The 17,475-nt window shown below is 39.1% G+C and carries 16 protein-coding genes; 7 read left to right on the top strand and 9 right to left on the bottom strand.

Annotation, left to right across the window (positions count from 1 at the left end):
- Positions 1–28 precede the first annotated feature (28 nt).
- The 5 genes from GOM48_RS09315 to GOM48_RS09295 form a co-directional block, all read right to left on the bottom strand.
- Complete coding sequence (locus GOM48_RS09315; protein ID WP_235097486.1) at positions 29–961, bottom strand: DUF4097 family beta strand repeat-containing protein; 933 nt, start codon at positions 959–961, stop codon at positions 29–31.
- Positions 954–1,547, bottom strand: a complete 594-nt coding sequence (locus GOM48_RS09310; RefSeq protein ID WP_235097484.1) for a DUF1700 domain-containing protein — start codon at positions 1,545–1,547, stop codon at positions 954–956. The genes GOM48_RS09315 and GOM48_RS09310 overlap by 8 nt, the downstream gene beginning before the upstream one ends.
- A complete protein-coding gene (locus GOM48_RS09305) occupies positions 1,534–1,860 on the bottom strand; it encodes a PadR family transcriptional regulator (RefSeq protein ID WP_000273866.1) in 327 nt (108 codons plus the stop codon). The genes GOM48_RS09310 and GOM48_RS09305 overlap by 14 nt, the downstream gene beginning before the upstream one ends.
- A 155-nt stretch (positions 1,861–2,015) precedes the next feature.
- Positions 2,016–4,961, bottom strand: coding sequence for a hypothetical protein (locus GOM48_RS09300; RefSeq protein ID WP_235097482.1), 2,946 nt, complete (start codon positions 4,959–4,961; stop codon positions 2,016–2,018).
- Between the two features lie 203 nt (positions 4,962–5,164).
- Positions 5,165–6,331, bottom strand: a complete 1,167-nt coding sequence (locus tag GOM48_RS09295) for a CynX/NimT family MFS transporter (protein ID WP_235097480.1) — start codon at positions 6,329–6,331, stop codon at positions 5,165–5,167.
- A gap of 222 nt (positions 6,332–6,553) precedes the next feature.
- Between GOM48_RS09295 and GOM48_RS09290 the strand changes: the two genes are divergently transcribed.
- Together GOM48_RS09290 and GOM48_RS09285 are read left to right on the top strand one after the other, a co-directional pair.
- Positions 6,554–7,384, top strand: coding sequence for a glycosyltransferase (locus tag GOM48_RS09290; RefSeq protein WP_235097478.1), 831 nt, complete (start codon positions 6,554–6,556; stop codon positions 7,382–7,384).
- Between the two features lie 81 nt (positions 7,385–7,465).
- Complete coding sequence (locus GOM48_RS09285; RefSeq protein WP_235097476.1) at positions 7,466–9,316, top strand: nucleoside-diphosphate sugar epimerase/dehydratase; 1,851 nt, start codon at positions 7,466–7,468, stop codon at positions 9,314–9,316.
- A 95-nt stretch (positions 9,317–9,411) separates the two neighbouring features.
- On the opposite strand, the gene GOM48_RS09280 is transcribed toward GOM48_RS09285, so the two are convergent.
- Genes GOM48_RS09280 through sdaAB form a run of 3 tightly spaced genes read right to left on the bottom strand, consistent with a single transcriptional unit; the run spans position 9,412 to position 11,615 of the window.
- Positions 9,412–10,041, bottom strand: coding sequence for an HAD-IA family hydrolase (locus GOM48_RS09280; protein WP_125449862.1), 630 nt, complete (start codon positions 10,039–10,041; stop codon positions 9,412–9,414).
- 21 nt (positions 10,042–10,062) lie between these two features.
- On the bottom strand, positions 10,063–10,935 hold the full coding sequence (sdaAA, locus tag GOM48_RS09275; protein WP_000500025.1) for an L-serine ammonia-lyase, iron-sulfur-dependent, subunit alpha: 873 nt from the start codon (positions 10,933–10,935) through the stop codon (positions 10,063–10,065).
- A gap of 8 nt (positions 10,936–10,943) precedes the next feature.
- On the bottom strand, positions 10,944–11,615 hold the full coding sequence (gene sdaAB, locus GOM48_RS09270; RefSeq protein WP_000555875.1) for an L-serine ammonia-lyase, iron-sulfur-dependent subunit beta: 672 nt from the start codon (positions 11,613–11,615) through the stop codon (positions 10,944–10,946).
- Positions 11,616–11,855: 240 nt separating this feature from the next.
- Here sdaAB and GOM48_RS09265 point away from each other — a divergent pair, with 240 nt between their 5' ends.
- Positions 11,856–12,482, top strand: a complete 627-nt coding sequence (locus GOM48_RS09265) for a LysM peptidoglycan-binding domain-containing protein (RefSeq protein ID WP_125449864.1) — start codon at positions 11,856–11,858, stop codon at positions 12,480–12,482.
- A gap of 57 nt (positions 12,483–12,539) precedes the next feature.
- Here GOM48_RS09265 and GOM48_RS09260 read toward each other — a convergent pair whose 3' ends face one another.
- Positions 12,540–13,403, bottom strand: a complete 864-nt coding sequence (locus GOM48_RS09260; protein ID WP_235097474.1) for a helix-turn-helix domain-containing protein — start codon at positions 13,401–13,403, stop codon at positions 12,540–12,542.
- Between the two features lie 156 nt (positions 13,404–13,559).
- Between GOM48_RS09260 and GOM48_RS09255 the strand changes: the two genes are divergently transcribed.
- The 4 genes from GOM48_RS09255 to GOM48_RS09240 all read left to right on the top strand — a co-directional run bounded on the left by GOM48_RS09255 (position 13,560) and on the right by GOM48_RS09240 (position 17,461).
- Positions 13,560–14,288 carry a hypothetical protein gene (locus GOM48_RS09255; RefSeq protein ID WP_084925429.1) on the top strand — a complete coding sequence of 243 codons (729 nt, stop codon included), beginning with the start codon at positions 13,560–13,562 and terminating at the stop codon, positions 14,286–14,288.
- Positions 14,289–14,771: 483 nt separating this feature from the next.
- The gene (locus tag GOM48_RS09250; protein ID WP_084925431.1) at positions 14,772–14,978 is read left to right on the top strand and encodes a hypothetical protein; all 207 of its coding nucleotides are present in this window, start codon (positions 14,772–14,774) and stop codon (positions 14,976–14,978) included.
- A 464-nt stretch (positions 14,979–15,442) separates the two neighbouring features.
- The gene (locus tag GOM48_RS09245; RefSeq protein ID WP_235097471.1) at positions 15,443–16,249 is read left to right on the top strand and encodes an ABC transporter substrate-binding protein; all 807 of its coding nucleotides are present in this window, start codon (positions 15,443–15,445) and stop codon (positions 16,247–16,249) included.
- 15 nt (positions 16,250–16,264) lie between these two features.
- Positions 16,265–17,461 carry an argininosuccinate synthase gene (locus GOM48_RS09240; protein WP_235097469.1) on the top strand — a complete coding sequence of 399 codons (1,197 nt, stop codon included), beginning with the start codon at positions 16,265–16,267 and terminating at the stop codon, positions 17,459–17,461.
- The last annotated feature ends 14 nt before the right edge of the window (positions 17,462–17,475 follow it).

The raw sequence follows: 17,475 nt of genomic DNA, 5'->3' as shown, positions 1-17,475 counted from the left end.
TTTAGACTAGCAGATGAAAGCGTTTTTGTCAATGATTTCTAGGTGGGGCAGAGTACTCTTCTTCCTTGGGGAGGTAGATATCCTGATTGGCTTTTATGATGAGCAGGTCCTTGACATCTGCTTTTTCCGTTTTATAAGGGTTGGCAAGTTCATTCTCTTTTTGTTTAGGATGTTCTCTTTGTGCTTTACGATAAATACCGCCGTGCTTAGAAGACATATCTAGATTGATACGATCGAATTCTGTCTTAGAAAGAAAGAGTCTTAAGTCGTTATGAGAGTCTAGTTCAACCTTGCCGTGAACCTGGATATTTTCAGCATAGATGTGCCCCCCCTCCGTCTTGACTTGACTATCTGTCAATTCTGTATCAAAAATATTGATAATACTAGGTGTCGTTAGTGTACTGTTCTTGATGGAGCTTTCTGTTATTCTTAAGTGGTAGCTTTTTGTTTTGATTGTCGCATTTTCAAGGTTGGCTTGACGAATATTAGTTTGTCCACGATTGGCTGAGACGGTGATAGCTTGCAGCTTTCTTCCTTTAGGTAGGGAGAGAACGACTTCGTCAAAACGATGAGAATAGTTGCTGGCGATACGAAGTAGGCCTTCGATTCCTGAACCGAGAAAACGATGTTGGGAGGCTTGTTTGTCAGTGATGCTCAGTGTTTTGTCACTCATGCCAGTAGTCAGATCGTGACGACCAGACACTGACGGATGATAGGTGATGTGGATCTTGTCATCTACAGACTCTGTGATGGTTAGGCTATGTTCTTCAAGGGTCAAATCAAGTTTTTCCACTTCATTTCCAAAGGTCACTTCTTCGGTACGATTGTCATAGATGGGATCTTTTGACATGGCAAGCAAACTTTGAATACCATTGGACTGGGCCCCTACAATGATCATGATAAAACCAAGGATTGTAGAAACCACACCAAAAATGAGAAATCCTTTCGTCAATTTACGCATGTCTGTCACCTCTCTTTCCTTTTTTAAGAATCCATTGCACCAAGCGGACGACCAGGAGGCCAAAGAAACGAGCTACATAGGAGATGCCTAATAGAACAAGAGAAGAAGCACCGATAGCAAGCAAACCAGCCCCGAAAATCAAGATAAAGGCAGATTTGGCTTCGACTAGGACACTAAAGCTCTCTACGATAAAGAGTCCGCCCAGTAGGATACCCGTCACCGAAACGGTGAAAAAGGCTAGAATGACGGAGACAGCTGCGATAAAAATACCGATGATGGCCATGAGGATGCCGATCCCGACCGGAATGCCGATAGGGGCTGCTAGTAAGGCAAGTAGGGCAATGTGTAGCAGTTGACGGTCATTCTTTTGAGCAGGTGCCTCATTAACTTTTTTATCGAGGAGATTAGAGAGGACATCATGAGCTACTTCTTTTGGTGTTCCTAGACTAGCAATGAGCTCTTCTTCGCCCTCTGGACCTGCATCGTCAAATAGTTCCTTAAAGTAGTCCATGGCTTCGATGCGGTCAGCTTCAGGCAGTTTATGGAGATAGGTTTCTAACTGAGTCAGATAGTCAGTTCTTGTCATGGCGGATACTCCCTTCTATGATGCCGTTGACGGTGTCGGTATAGAGCGTCCACTCTTCCTTTAGAGTAACGAGCTGCTCTACGCCCCGATTGGTCAAGGAGTAGTATTTGCGCATACGCCCCTGAAACTCTCTAGAGTAGGTGGTCAGAAAGCCACTGGCTTCCAATTTTTTGAGAATGGGATAGAGCGTAGATTCTTTGATATTGGCAATGAGCTTAATGGTTTGGCTAATCTCATAACCATAAGAATCTCCCCGCTCCAGTACAGCCAAGATGAGAAACTCAATCAAGGCAGAGGATGTTGGGAAGTACATGGGAAACCTCCTTTATATTATATAAAAATTTTATATATACTCTTTTCAAATATATTGTATCTCAAGTTGAAAGCCCTGTCAAGAAATATGTGTAAAAATTTTATATATAAAAAACTCCTAGTAAAAACTAGAAGTTTAGAGAATGTTGTTAGCCTTTATCTAAATTTTATCGTAGATTTCTTATAGTTAATTTTCTTATCTAAAAGTTTTAATAGAGGAGTCACGTACTCAGGATTTGGAAATTTAGGACCGAAAATGACTTCATCGATTTGAATTGAATTTTCACGTTCTACATAAAGTCTGCCTATCCCAGAGGTTTTATCAATTTTGATTTTATCATTACTTGGGTCTAGGTTAGCATAGCGTAAGATACGCAGTTCATTCTCATATTTATAATCGACAGATTTAAACAAGTAACGAATTTCTTCGATACAGTCAGAAATCGCTTTTTGATAAAAATCATCTCTTTTGTTCAAATTCTTATCTATTTTTTCCTTTAAAGCTTCCAAGAATTCTTCTAATTTTTTGATTTCATCGTCGTTGAAGAGTTCCGTTTTTTCTATGCTAAACTCACCATCTGAATCATTGACATAGGCTATTCGGTAGAGATAATCAATATTCCCTTTAGCTACCTTATCTTTTTTTTCAGGTTGGTGCTGTATTTCTTCAATCCTAGCAGAAAAAGTTTGCTCTTTTTTCTTGGCTTCGTTTGCTGAGATTTTTAAATCACTGCTTAATTCCGACATAGACAAATCAATCTTATTAATGAACTCTAGGGATGTAGTTTCTCGACGCCATGAAACATCATTGAAAGAAGTAAATCTTGAGAAATCATCTTCCTTAAGTACCAGACAAACACCCTGTGCATCATCGCCGTATTGGGACCACATAGTCAAGTCATCTGTTTTACTGGTGAAGCTCATTAAAAACCATGGACTAGGATCTAAAATATTTCGCTTTTCGAAGTAGGATGTTCTTTCCCCATCTTTGCTAGGTTCCAATATTTCTTCGATAACTACACCTTCTTCGGGGTCGTTCATATAATTGGCATTATACAAACGAGTTTTTCCAGATACGGAAAACTTTGTATCATCTGTCTTTCCTGTATCTTGATCTAATAAATTTTGGAGAGTTTTTCCTTTGGTATAATGACCAAATTTAAGATTCGAATTTTTATCTTTTGCTTTCAAGCCAAGTTGATACTTGATTTCTTGAACAATTCTATAGATATCTATTAACTGATTGAGCTTATTTTCATCATCTTTATAGTGTTTTATCCAATCCTTTAAAATATCGTATTTTGTATTTATAACAAGGTCAAGATTTAAAGCCCGAATGAGTAGTTTTCTGTCAAAATCATCATTGGAATAAAAACATAGTTTATCTAAAATCTTTGTGATGCTAGTGGATGGAGTATCATTTGTATCTAATGGAGTATCAGGATTGTTTTCTAATATTTCCACTACAATTTTAAATATTTCAACGCTAGAGAGATTTGTTAAGATAGCTAATGTTTGTTTAACTGTATTGTCTATTTTATCTCTTTCATTTTGAAGGTTTGCTAGATTAAATAAAACCTTAGCATATTGTAACGCAATGTCTTCAGATTGCTTGAACTGCTCAAAGATTTGTTTGACTAAATTAGTGGTATTCTTTCTCTCTTCTACATTTCCTTGTTTAGCTGACAAATTGACTAAAGCTTTAGCATATTGTAACGCAACGCCTTCAGACTGCTGAAACTGCTCAAAAATTTGTTTGACTGAATTAGCAGTATTCCCTCTCTCTTCTACATTTCCTTGTTCAACTGACAAATTCACTAAAACCATAGCGTATTGTAACGCAAAGTCTTCAGACTGTTTAAACTGCTCAAAAATTTGTTTGACTGAATTAACGGTATCGCCTAGTTCTTCTATATTTACTTGTTCAGCTGACAAATTGACTAAGGCCTTAGCATATCGTAACGCAAAGTCTTCAGACTGTTTAAACTGCTCAAAAATTTGTTTGACTGAATTAACGGTATCGCCTAGTTCTTCTATATTTACTTGTTCGATTGACAAATTCACTAAAACCATAGCGTATTGTAACGCAAAGTCTTCAGATTGCTTGAACTGCCCAAAGATTTGTTTGACTAAATTAGCGGTATTCTTTCTCTCTTCTACATTTCCTTGTTTAGCTGACAAATTGACTAAAGCTTTAGCATATTGTAACGCAACGCCTTCAGACTGCTGAAACTGCTCAAAAATTTTTTTGACTGAATTAACGGTATCGCCTAGTTCTTCTACATTTCCTTGTTCAGCTGACAAATTGACTAAAGCCCTAGCATATCGTAACGCAATGTTTTCAGAATGTTGAAACTTTAGGGTTAAAGTTTCTATTTCTGATATGGTTTCTTTACGTTCCTTGCTATCAGTTTGCCTGTTTGAAAGATTGTATAAAACCATAGCGTGTTGTAACGCAATGTCTTCAGAATCCTTGAATTGCTCAAAAATTTCTTTGACTAAATTAGAGGTATTCTTTCTCTCTTCAACATTTATTTGTTTAGCTGATAAATTGACTAAAGCCATAGCGTATCGTAACACAATGTTTTCAGACTGCTGAAACTGCTCAAAAATTTTTTTGACTAAATTAGCGGTATTCTTCCTCTCTTCAACATTTACTTGTTCAACTGACAAATTCACTAAAACCATAGCATATCGTAAAGCAATGTCTTCAGAATCCTTGAACTGCTCAAAAATTTGTTTGATTGAATTAGCAGTGTTTAGTAGTTCCTCAACAATTTCTTGTTTAGCTGACAAATTGACTAAAGCCATAGCATACTGTAACGCAATATCTTCAGACTGGTTGAACTTCTCAAAGATTTGTTTGACTAAATTAGCGGTATTCCCTCTCTCTTCTACATTTACTTGTTCAACTGACAAATTGAACAAAATCCTAGCATACCGCAACGCAATGTCTTCTGATTCAGGGTATTGCTCATAAATTATTCTTGCTTTTTCTGCTAGAGCTTCGCAGGCAGTCTTATCTGTCTCCTTTGCTGATAAGTCAAAGAGCTGATCTAACTCTGCTAAACTTTGATCCAAATTGTATTTCAGTTCATCCATTCTGTACACCTCATTTAAAATAGTAGCTGTCTTATAAACTAATTTATTTTTCGCATGACAATTAGTTTCTATACATCTTATTATATCAAAAATGCCATCTTTCTGCTAACAGATGGATGGTGCTTTTTGTTGGTATAAGCACCAAAAAAGCCAGACAGAGTCTAGCTTTGCATTGTTTATATCTGAGAAGTATTTTAGAAAAATTAAAGGATTTTATCAGCCCGATCCACCATAAAGAGTGAGACGGTCATGATGATATCGATGACTAGAAGGGCAAGGACAGCTGGGATCCAAGATTGGAAAAGTTCAAAACTATAACCAAACAAGGTAGGACCAAAGGCTGCCAAAATGTAGCCCCCTGTTTGCGCTAGTCCAGATAGCTGAGCTGTCTTTTCAGGAGAACTGGTTTTAAGAGAAAAGCAAACCATGAGGTAGGGGAAGAGGGCACTGCAGGCCGTTCCAATCAAGAGATGGACGACTAACCAGTAGAGGAAATTGTTGCTTGGATACAAGAGCATGGCAATTCCTGTCATTCCAGCGATAGAGATAATTGCCAGCATGATTCGACGGTGACCATCTGACAGACGAGTCGTCAGACTTGGAACAGTCATGGAAAAAGGAATGCTGATCAGTGAGAAGATAGAAGCCAGGAGAGCCGCATCGCTATTAGAAAGACCAGCACTAATAGCCATAGTTGGCAACCAGGTCATACTTGTATAAAAGAGCAAGGACTGAAGCCCGCCAAAGATAATGATAGCCCAAACATCTTTACTTTTTAGAATATTCTCTTTGACTTGCTTTTCTTTTTGGCTTTCTAGGTGGTGGTTGTGGCGATGATTTGGCAACCAGACTAGCAGAGTGACCAGACAGAGAAAGCTGAGAACGAGGATGAGGCCCTTCCACGAACTAGCTTGGGTGATAGGGACCGAAAGATAAGAAGCGATGGCCGTTGAAACCCCCATGGCAGTGACATAGAGAGTTGTTAGGAAACTGATCTTTTGAGGCTGACTTGCCTGAATCATACTTGGGAGGAGTACATTGAAAATGGCGATGCTCGCTCCGATGATCAGAGTTCCTAGATAGAGAAGGGGGAGATTGAAAATCCGAATGACAGAGCCAATAGTTAAGAAGAGGAGACAGTAAGTAAAGAGATGCTCCAACCCGATTTTTTGTGCCAAGCGGCTTGCAAAAGCAGAGAAAAGAGCAAACATCAAGAGAGGGAGACTAGTTAAAATCCCAAGAGAGCTAACCTCCACTCCCAGTCCCTGAGCGATATCACCTAAAATAGTTGGAAGAGCAGTAAAAGGAGATCGTAAAACAGTCCCGATTAAGACAATTCCTAGAACAAAAAAGAGTGATTGTTTTTTCATAAAAACCTCGATAGGATGATTTTAATAACAGCTTATTTTAAGGTTTTTTTCTTACAATGTCAAGGAGAGGACTGCTAAGAAAGCTAGAATGATTTAACTGAAAATAGAGTGAAAGGGGACAGATTTCTTTACCAGAATTTTTCTTGATTTGAGATAAAAATAGGAAACTAGGAAATTTTGTGATAAAATAGTGGAAGGAAATCTATAAATTGGAGAAAAACTGTGTCTGAAAAGCAAAAAATCAGCGTCTTGATGTCGGTCTATGTAAAGGAAAATCCGACATTTTTGAGAGATGCTATCAAGAGTATTCAAAACCAGACCTTGAAACCAAGTGAGCTTGTTCTTGTTGAGGACGGGCCGCTCACGCCCGAACTCTATCAAGTGCTAGATGAAGTGGAAGCGCAGTCAGAGATTCCAGTGAAACGTTGCCCCTTAGAGCAAAACCAAGGTTTAGGCTTGGCTCTTCGTTACGGTGTTTTGCAGTGCCAGTATGACATTATTGCCCGCATGGATACGGATGATTTAGCCGTTCCGGATCGTTTTGAGAAACAGCTTCAACTAATGGAGAAAGAAAATCTCGATCTCTTAGGTGGACATATTGCAGAGTTTATTGACAATCCTGACGAGATTGTTTCTTACCGTCGTGTTCCAACTCAGCACGCAGACATTGTGGCTTATCAGAGAATGAGAAGCGCCTTTAACCACATGACAGTCATGTTCAAGAAGGATATGGTTCTCAAGGCAGGCAACTATGAAGATGGGCTTTATATGGAGGATGATCTCCTCTGGCTCAATATGATTGCCGCAGGTGCCAAGACTGGAAACCTCGATCAGATCTTGTGTCAGGTTCGTGTCGGTGCAGGGATGTTTGAACGTCGAGGCGGTCTGCGCTACCTCAGACTCTATCGCCAAGCTCGTCAGCGCATGCTTGAAAGAGGGCAAATTTCCTACATGGAATATGCGAAAAGCATTGCCATTCAGGCGATTGTGGCACTTTGTCCAGGTTTTGTACGTCAGTTTATTTTTGTAAAATTACTAAGAAAAAATAAATAGTATTGTAAAAGATAAAGTAGCCAAAAAATGTTATAATGACAATAAATTTATTTGCATTCTTTTAAGAAAGAGTAAATTCCTATGAATAAAAAACTAACAGATTATGTAATTGATCTGGTTGAAATTTTAAATAAACAGCAAAAGCAGGTGTTCTGGGGTGTATTTGATATTATTAGTATGGTGGTTTCCATCATCGTGTCTTACATTCTCTTTTATGGCTTGATTAACCCAGCGCCTGTGGACTATGTTATCTATACTGGTTTGGCTTTCCTCTTCTATCAAATCATGATTGGATTTTGGGGGCTCAATGCGAGTATTAGTCGCTATAGTAAAATCACAGATTTCTTAAAAATCTTTTTTGGTGTAACCGTCAGCAGCATTGTCTCTTACGGACTCTGCTACGCCTTTCTTCCTCTATTTTCTATCCGGTTCATCATACTCTTTATCTTATTGAGTACTTTCCTCATCTTACTCCCTCGTATCACTTGGCAGCTGATTTATTCTAAGCGCAAGCAGGGTAGTGGGGAGGGCGAACACCGCCGTACCTTCTTGATTGGTGCTGGTGATGGTGGGGCCCTCTTTATGAACAGCTACCAACACCCAACTAGTGACCTTGAGTTAGTGGGAATTTTGGATAATGATGAGAAGAAAAAGGGACAAAAACTAGGTGGAATTTCCGTTTTGGGTTCTTATGATAATCTGCCTGAATTGGCCAAACGTCACCAAATCGAGCGCGTCATCGTAGCCATCCCTTCGCTTGATCCGTCAGAGTACGAACGTATCCTGCAGATGTGTAATAAACTCGGTATCAAATGTTACAAGATGCCCAAGGTTGAGACAGTTGTTCAAGGGCTTCACCAACCAGGTAGTGGTTTCCAGAAGATTGACATTACAGACCTTTTGGGTCGTCAGGAAATTCGTCTCGACGAATCCCGTCTTGGTGCAGAGCTTACAGGCAAGACCATCTTGGTGACAGGAGCCGGCGGTTCGATTGGTTCGGAGATTTGTCGTCAGGTCAGCCGCTTTAATCCTGAACGCGTGATTTTGCTGGGACATGGTGAAAACTCCATCTACCTTATTTATCATGAGTTGATTCGTAAATTCCAAGGGATTGATTATGTTCCCGTTATTGCAGATATTCAGGACTATGACCGTCTTCTACAAGTGTTTGAACAGTACAAACCAGCCATCGTTTACCATGCTGCAGCTCACAAACACGTTCCGATGATGGAACGCAATCCAAAAGAAGCCTTCAAGAACAATATCCTAGGAACCTATAATGTTGCCAAGGCTGTTGATGCAGCCAAAGTACCTAAGATGGTCATGATTTCGACTGACAAGGCGGTCAATCCACCGAATGTTATGGGCGCAACCAAGCGCGTGGCTGAGTTGATTGTCACTGGCTTTAACCAACGTAGCAAATCAACCTACTGTGCAGTTCGTTTTGGGAATGTTCTTGGGAGTCGTGGTAGTGTGATTCCTGTCTTTGAACGCCAGATTGCTGAAGGTGGCCCTGTAACGGTGACAGACTTCCGCATGACACGTTACTTCATGACCATTCCAGAGGCCAGCCGTCTAGTAATCCATGCTGGCGCTTATGCCAAGGACGGAGAAGTCTTTATCCTTGATATGGGCAAACCAGTCAAGATCTATGACTTAGCCAAGAAAATGGTGCTTCTAAGCGGGCACACAGAAAGTGAAATTCCAATCGTTGAGGTTGGGATTCGCCCAGGTGAAAAACTCTATGAAGAACTCTTGGTTTCGACCGAATTGGTTGATAACCAAGTCATGGACAAGATTTTCGTTGGTAAGGTAAATGTCATGCCACTAGAAGCCATCAATCAGAAAATTGAGGAGTTCCGTTCACTCAGTGGAGATGAGCTTAAAGAAGCGATCATTTCCTTTGCAAATGAAACAACTCATATTGAGTAAGAGTGACTCATACAATTAATCATAAATCAAAGACCAAGGTTTTGTATAGACAGAACCTTGGTCTTTTTACTCTGTAGTTTGAAGCTATTAGCTTGTTATAGCTGACTGATGATATCATCAATGGTATGAGCAATCCAGTCGGGTTGATAGCTGAGTAAATCAGCCTCTTCTCCAAATCCCCAAGTAACAGCGAACTTTTTAATGCCAGTTTCTTGGGCTCCGATCATATCAAACTTGGTGTCTCCGATGATGAGGACTTGGTCTGCAGGGAGTTGGTGCGTTTGCAAAGCATAACGGATAACATCCGCCTTGTGTGGCGTTTCAGGACTAGAACCGTAAATGCCATCAAAGAAATGATGGATTCCCAGATTTTTAGTCATATCATGAGCAGTAGGGGTATTCTTTGTAGTGGTGATATAGAGAGGATAGTTTTGCGAGAGTTCTTGAAGCAATTCCGTCATTCGGGGGAAGAGTTGGGCTTCGTGGATTCCTTTTTTCTTGTAGCAAGAACGGTATATCTGCACAGCCTCCGAGATTTGCTCCTTGGGAAGACACGTTGCAAAACTAGTTTCAAGCGGTGGACCCATGAAACCACGAATGGTTTTAGCATCAGGAGTCGGAACTCCCAGTTGTTCAAAGGTATGAGTAAAGGAATTGTGGATCCCGATGGAACTGTCAACCAGAGTTCCGTCTAGATCGAAAAAGATGGCTGAGATTGATGACATAGTTTCTCCTATTAGATAAGGTTATTCTCCGAAGATTTCTTTTTGTAGGCGACGACCAGTTGGGGTGGCTGCGAGTCCACCTTCAGCCGTTTCTCGGAAGGCAGTTGGAAGGCTGGATCCGACTTGGTACATGGCATCGATAACTTCATCGACAGGGATCTTAGATTCGATACCTGCTAAGGCCATATCAGCCGCGATAAAGGCAAAGCTAGCTCCCATGGCATTTCGTTTGACACAGGGAACTTCAACCAAACCAGCGACGGGGTCACAGATGAGACCTAGCATATTTTTAATGACAAAGGCGATGGCTTGGCTAGCCTGATAGGGGGTTCCACCTGCAGCCAAGGTCAAGGCTGCGGCGCTCATGGCAGAGGCGGATCCGACTTCGGCCTGGCAACCACCTTCAGCACCTGAGATAGAGGCATTGTTTGCGATGACTAGTCCAAAGGCACCCGCAGCAAAGAGGAAATCTAGCTGTTCTTCGTGGCTAAGGTCTAGTTTTTGGATAGCAGCAGTGAGAACGGCTGGCAGACAGCCAGCACTTCCTGCGGTTGGAGTGGCGCAGACCAAGCCCATTTTAGCGTTGTGTTCGTTGACCGCGATGGCATTTCGGGCTGCTGATAGGATGGTAAAGTCAGACAAGGCCTTGCCACTTTTGAGATGGCGGTCTAGTTTGGCCGCGTCTCCGCCTGTTAGGCCACTGCGGGATTTGTTTTCACTAAGGCCAAGCTCGACAGAGGCTTTCATGACTTCTAGATTGCGTTCCATGAGGAGGAGAACTTCATCTCGACATCGGCCGGTCAGTTCATATTCTGTCGCAATCATGAGTTCTGCGACATTTCCTTGGAAGTCTAGATCCGCTTGCTCGACCAATTCTTTGATAGAATAAAACATGTTTCCTCCTACTTAAAGAAATTGACATTGTGGAGATGAGGGATTTTTCGGATTTCTTCAATCGCCTCTTCGCAACTTCGACTATCGACTTCGATAATCATAATGGCTTTTTCTCCAGCTTTTTCCCGAGTTACATTCATCTGAGCGATGTTGATATCGAAACGAGAGAGGGCTTCTGTAACATGGGCAATCATCCCCGGAATATCCTGATGCACGATGATGATGGTCGGGGTATTCATGTTGAGAGAGACGGCAAAGCCATTGAGTTCCGTGACCTGGATATTTCCCCCACCAATGGAAATTCCTGTCACACTGATGGACTTGTGTTCATTCTTCACAGTAATTTTAGTGGTGTTAGGGTGAGGAGCGTTGCTGTCTTTCTGAATGGTCCAGACAATCTTGATGCCACGCTTATGAGCAATCTCAAGGCTATTTGGAATGTCAGGATCATCCGTATCCATACCTAAAATTCCAGCAACGAGAGCTAGGTCAGTTCCATGACCACGGTAGGTTTTGGCAAATGAATTAAATAATTGGAATTCCACCTCTGTCGGTCTATCACCAAAGATAGAAGACACGATTTTTCCGATACGAACCGCACCGGCTGTATGGCTACTTGATGGGCCAATCATGACAGGGCCGATAATATCAAAGACAGATTGAAAACGAAGTGAGTGCATCTGTTTCCCCTTACAAAGATTCTTGTTTCTATTATATCAAAGAATGAAGTTCTGTGCTTATTTCCCTTATAAAACTGAAAAAATGGATAAAAATGGTATAAAATCTTGTCTTTTATGACAAAAATATCAATGTTTCAGTAAATATAAAATATTTTTGTAATATTTCTACACAAAACCGTCAAGAAACGGTAATATTCAAACGGTATGATAGAAGCATAGTAAAAAGGAGAATTTTTAGAAATGACATTAACAACTAAACAAATTAAATTAACTCTTGCAGGAGCAGCAACTTTTCTTGCTTTCCTTGCACCATCACTTGCTTTTGCGGATGAAACAGTCACTTATACAGTGAAACCAGGTGACACTCTTTCAGAGATCGCTGAGAAGTACAATACTACTGTTGAAAAATTGGCAGAAAAAAATAAGATAGAGGATATTCATCTGATCTTTGTGGACCAAGTTTTGGTCATCGAGGGGACAGCTCCAGCTGCGACAACTTATGAAGCACCAGCTGCAACAGGAGAAACAATCGAAGAGGCTACGACTTACGAAGAAATAACTGAAACAACAACTTACGAAGCGCCAGCTGCTACAACAAGCACTTCTTATGAAGAAGAAAGCTACACAGCTTCAACTGTAAGTGGTTCTGAAGCAGAAGCCAAAGAATGGATCGCTCAAAAAGAATCAGGTGGTAGCTACACAGCTACAAACGGACGTTACATCGGACGTTACCAATTGACAGATTCATACTTGAACGGTGACTACTCAGCTGAAAACCAAGAACGTGTAGCAGATGCCTACGTTGCAGGACGTTACGGTTCATGGGCAGCTGCCAAGAACTTCTGGCTTAACAACGGTTGGTATTAAGAACTAACTAACAGAAACAGAATAAGAAGTAAAAGTCGAGGAATTTCCTCGACTTTTTTATATTTCCTTCGGTTGATGATAGGTCTCTACTTCTTTTTTGAGATGAGATAGCATGGAGGTCTCATCGGTTAGCTTCAGAAGGGAGAAACCTTTTTGGATAAGTTTAGAATCATCCGTACAAATCCCAATACGGACATAGCAGATAGCAAGCCTATCGTAGTTTTTCTTGTTCTTGGCATCCTCCAGTAAAGTGTAGCAGATTTGTTGGCACATGTTTTTATCTTGATTGTATAAGTAAATGGTGGAGAGGTTGAGTAGGATTGCCATTCGCAAGTCATATAAATGTTGATAGTTTTTATAGATTTCCAGGCGTTGCAAGATTTTTCCAGTGATAAGATGGATATGTTCTATAGGAAAGGTAAAGAGAATGGTATTGAGGATTTTTAAGTCATTCTCGTACCAAGTGTCCTGCTTTTCTATTTTCTTCCACAGCTTCTTTACAGTATTGTTAACTTCGGTTGACAGCTTTTTAGTCCCATTTTGGCGGATATAGATAACAATTTCTAGCATATCTCGTATCTCTTTGATAGGGAGATCGTGGTGGATCTTGAGGTAGTCTTGACATTTTTGAAATAGTTTTTCGAGTTCACTAGTCCCTAGGATTGAGCTCATATTGAGATAGGTTTGCATAATTTCTGTGCGTTGACTTGGTTGATAAAGTTGACAGATATAGTCAAACTCTTCAAAGGTCATATTGACTTGCTGGAGAAGAAACTCCATATTCTCATATTTAGGAGTTGTTTTCCCGCTTTCGATTTTTGATAGGCTGGTTCTTGAGAGAATATCCCCACAGACCTTCTCTTGGGTCAACCCTTTTGACTCACGGATTTCTTTATAAACATTTCCAAAATCGTAGCGCATGATTTTCTCCTTATTTGTGAAAAAGTTAACAATAAATTGAAATTGATTAAAAATATTGTATCATAGTAGTATAAAAAGTAAAAAAGAAATCTAAAATAAATCTGTGAAAAAGGTTGACATAGTTTAAAAATGGAACCAAAGATAAGAGGAAAAAGGATGAGTAGTGTAGATAAAATTCGTAAAATACACATTATCGTATGTTGGATGTATATATTTTTATCATTCAAGGGGATTATAAATGACACGGAGTATTTTTTGCTTATTTTTTTAGCTTTTATCTACTCAATAGTATCACTGCCTCTATATTCTGTGAAAAATAAAATAGTATCTATCTGTCTAGCCATAAATTCGGTTCTGTTAATGAGTTTCCCAATTTTAATCAATAAATTTTTCCCAGAAAGTTTTTTCACTTATATCGTATTAATAAGTGTTTTTATCCTAGAGTTAGCAATCTTTCATTTAATTGGTAAAGATTTTGATACTAAATTGACTAACGAATATAAAAAAATTAGTCAGTTCAAAAGCAAGGTGTCTCAATCTCCTCGGATAAAATACTTAGAGATTTCTAGTTTCATATTAACCATATTTCCATTTATTCTTCATGGTACAGTTGATAATCATGTACTGACTCTTATCTTTTTGATAAAAATTTGTGTAGATACTACGATAAAATTTTTATTCATCAGATTATTTGACACAAGTACTTTAATGAAGAGGAGAATATTTTTTCTTTTCGCATTGGATGTTATAGTTTACTTGTTTTTAGGATATCTTTTAGTGATTCAAAAAGCAGGCTATTTGTTTTCAGTTTTACTTCTTTTCTCTAATTTTTCAGTTCCATTTATCAAAGAAAAGGAATACGAATTATTTAAAAATAGTAATTAATAGAAACATAGGTTAAGTCTTAGAATAGCTTAAAATCAGATATGATAAAGGGAAATAGTCTTATCTAGGGAACTAAGTGCTATAAACACAGTCGACGATCACTTATTAGGAATACATTTTAATTAGGCTTAATAAGAATGGAGAAATCCTATGGAGAACGTATGACTCTTAAGCTTCAAATACCTTAGTTCTCGTGATTTTTGAGCTATTCTAGCTTTAGAATCCTTCAGAACGTAAAATTTTAAGCAGTCAAAGACCTAGAATACTCATAAAACATTTATTTTATAGCAATTCTAAGTTTAGAATTGCATGGATATATATATGTATTTGAGCTGTTCGATAGTTTGGACAGCTCTATTCTGAGAAATCTGAGCTATCAATGCTTTAGAATAGTATTTCGCCAATGGTTTTTATTGAAGGATTGCTTATTTTATGCTATTCTAAAATAAAACTGATTTAATGGAGCAAATGGAGAATCGTTACATGAAATATTTTTTTGCAGGAATTGGTGAGATAAGATTTATTAGTTATCTATTGTCTCTATGTGTAGGACTAGCCCCTCTTTTTCATATCTATGTTATAGGTTCTGAAATGAGTTTTGTGAACATAGTATTATCTATTTTGGGAATTATATTTGTTTGTATTTTAACTATTGCTCGATTTTATAGGAAGTTTTTCTATAAAGAATAGTTTGGATTTGAAAAGTGTCCAGATTGAAGAAAAAGTCCATTTTGGACAATTTTCTTCAATCTTTTTCTTTTACTAGAGAAAGTAGAAAACTCTTAAAAATAGCATTATATCAGCATTCCTAAGAGTTTCTACTATATAATAGCCAACCTTCAAAAGAGCAATTTTGCAACTCTGATAGGGTTTGTTTACGTTCTGAGAGTCCTTTAGGACTCTTTTTTGTTTTGCTAGAACAAAAAGTGTAAATATCTTTTCAGAATGATCTTTTTGTATGAATTCAATGCAATGTTTTAAATTGTCTTAAAACTCAAATAGTATAAATAAGCTTATTATATGTAAAAATATATCATATAATAAGAATTTTCTTGATTGAAGTGGAATAAAATACAGTTTTGACTTGACAAACGAGGTTGATAAGTGTATTATTTATACAATTTAAAAGTATAAAAATAAGAGGGGGGTTTTCTATGAATAAAGTAAAGAAGGTGCTGATGGCGATGTTTAGTTTGCTTATGTTTCCCTTATTGTTTGCTTGTAGTAACAGTCAGTCCCAAGGTGTTGAAGCCATTAAGGCTAAAGGAAAATTGGTGGTGGCCCTAAATCCAGAGTTTGCTCCATTTGAATACCAGAAATTGGTTCATGGGAAAAATCAGATTGTAGGTTCAGATGTTGAGCTAGCCAAAGCCATCGCAAAGGAACTAGGTGTAGAAGTGGAGTTCTCTCCAATGAGTTTTGACAATGTACTAGCTAGTCTTGATTCAGGTAAGGCCGATCTTGCCATATCAGGTGTTTCTAAAACGGAAGAGAGAAGTCAAGTTTACGATTTTTCAATTCCCTACTACGCTTCGAAAAATAAGGTTATCGTAAGAAAATCTGAATTAACGAATTACCAATCAGTGAAGGATTTAGCTCAGAAAAAGGTTGGAGCGCAGAAAGGTTCTATCCAGGAAACTCTGGTCAAAGAAACCTTACAGAATTCTTCTCTCGTTTCACTTCCTAAAAATGGAAATTTGATAACAGATTTGAAATCAGGGCAACTGGATGCTCTTATCTTTGAGGAACCAGTGGCGAAAGGATTTGTAGAGAATAATCCAGACCTAGCCGTCGCTGAGTTTGATGTTGACAATGACAAAGAAGATTCCTACGCTGTTGCGATGAAAAAAGACAGTAAAGAATTAAAAGAGGCGGTTGACAAAACCATCCAGAAGTTGAAGGATTCTGGGGAGTTGGACAAATTGATTGACGATGCTTTTAAAGCCTCTATCGAAAAATAGAAAGAAGGATGAGAAATGAGTAAGGAAAAAGTTATTTTAGCCTATTCAGGTGGATTGGATACGTCAGTTGCTATTACATGGTTAAAAAAAGACTATGATGTGATCGCTGTTTGTATGGATGTGGGTGAGGGAAAAGATTTGGAGTTCATCCATGATAAAGCTCTCAGGGTTGGGGCTGTAGAGTCTTATGTCATTGATGTTAAGGAAGAATTTGCTAATGATTATGTTTTAGTGGCCCTTCAGGCTCATGCCTACTATGAACAAAAGTATCCCTTGGTATCTGCTCTGAGTCGCCCTCTTATTTCAAAAAAACTCGTTGAAATAGCTCATCAGACGGGGGCAACCACAATTGCTCATGGTTGCACAGGTAAGGGAAACGACCAAGTTCGGTTTGAAGTCTCTATTGCAGCTTTGGATCCCAATTTAAAGGTGGTTGCGCCTGTTCGTGAGTGGAAATGGTCTCGTGAAGAAGAGATCCAATATGCCAAAGAAAACGGCGTTCCAGTTCCAGCTGACCTTGACAATCCTTACTCTGTCGACCAAAATCTATGGGGACGTGCAAATGAATGTGGTGTCTTGGAAAATCCTTGGAACCAAGCGCCAGAAGAAGCATTTGGAATCACATCTTCTCCAGAAGAGGCACCAGACAGTCCAGAATTTATTGACCTTGAGTTTAGCTGCGGGGTGCCCATCTCCCTCAATGGTGAGAAGATGAAAGTGGCTGATTTGATTCAAAAGCTAAATGAAATTGCAGGCAAACACGGTGTCGGTCGTATTGACCATGTGGAAAATCGCCTAGTCGGTATTAAGTCAAGAGAGATTTATGAGTGCCCAGGTGCTGTGACTTTATTGGCAGCTCATAAGGAGATTGAAGACTTGACTCTCGTGAGAGAAGTGGCTCATTTCAAACCTATTATCGAAAATGAGTTGTCCAATCTCATCTATAATGCCTTGTGGTTTAGCCCAGCAACTCAGGCTTTGATTGCCTATATCAAGGAGACACAGAAAGTTGTCAATGGAACTGCAAAAGTTAAACTCTATAAGGGGAACGCCCAGGTAGTGGCTCGGAAATCTCCAAATTCTCTTTACGATGAAAATTTGGCGACTTATACTAGTGCGGATACCTTTGACCAAGATGCAGCCGTTGGATTTATCAAGCTTTGGGGGCTTCCGACTAAGGTTTATTCAGAAGTTCAGAAAAATGTTGAGTAGTGACGCGATAGAAA

This window comes from Streptococcus oralis (genome assembly GCF_021497885.1).
GTDB lineage: Bacteria > Bacillota > Bacilli > Lactobacillales > Streptococcaceae > Streptococcus > Streptococcus oralis_BQ.
The sequence above is the reverse complement of the archived record's forward strand: the minus strand, read 5'-3'. Positions and strand labels throughout refer to the sequence as shown.

Coding starts and splice junctions, on each gene's coding strand:
- GOM48_RS09260 (WP_235097474.1), bottom strand. CDS start 13,403: ATGCGCTACGATTTTGGAAATGTTTATAAAGAAATCCGTGAGTCAAAA.
- GOM48_RS09295 (WP_235097480.1), bottom strand. CDS start 6,331: ATGAAAAAACAATCACTCTTTTTTGTTCTAGGAATTGTCTTAATCGGG.
- GOM48_RS09245 (WP_235097471.1), top strand. CDS start 15,443: ATGAATAAAGTAAAGAAGGTGCTGATGGCGATGTTTAGTTTGCTTATG.
- sdaAB (WP_000555875.1), bottom strand. CDS start 11,615: ATGCACTCACTTCGTTTTCAATCTGTCTTTGATATTATCGGCCCTGTC.
- GOM48_RS09310 (WP_235097484.1), bottom strand. CDS start 1,547: ATGACAAGAACTGACTATCTGACTCAGTTAGAAACCTATCTCCATAAA.
- GOM48_RS09265 (WP_125449864.1), top strand. CDS start 11,856: ATGACATTAACAACTAAACAAATTAAATTAACTCTTGCAGGAGCAGCA.
- GOM48_RS09280 (WP_125449862.1), bottom strand. CDS start 10,041: ATGTCATCAATCTCAGCCATCTTTTTCGATCTAGACGGAACTCTGGTT.
- GOM48_RS09250 (WP_084925431.1), top strand. CDS start 14,772: ATGAAATATTTTTTTGCAGGAATTGGTGAGATAAGATTTATTAGTTAT.
- GOM48_RS09255 (WP_084925429.1), top strand. CDS start 13,560: ATGAGTAGTGTAGATAAAATTCGTAAAATACACATTATCGTATGTTGG.
- GOM48_RS09285 (WP_235097476.1), top strand. CDS start 7,466: ATGAATAAAAAACTAACAGATTATGTAATTGATCTGGTTGAAATTTTA.
- GOM48_RS09300 (WP_235097482.1), bottom strand. CDS start 4,961: ATGGATGAACTGAAATACAATTTGGATCAAAGTTTAGCAGAGTTAGAT.
- GOM48_RS09240 (WP_235097469.1), top strand. CDS start 16,265: ATGAGTAAGGAAAAAGTTATTTTAGCCTATTCAGGTGGATTGGATACG.
- sdaAA (WP_000500025.1), bottom strand. CDS start 10,935: ATGTTTTATTCTATCAAAGAATTGGTCGAGCAAGCGGATCTAGACTTC.
- GOM48_RS09305 (WP_000273866.1), bottom strand. CDS start 1,860: ATGTACTTCCCAACATCCTCTGCCTTGATTGAGTTTCTCATCTTGGCT.
- GOM48_RS09315 (WP_235097486.1), bottom strand. CDS start 961: ATGCGTAAATTGACGAAAGGATTTCTCATTTTTGGTGTGGTTTCTACA.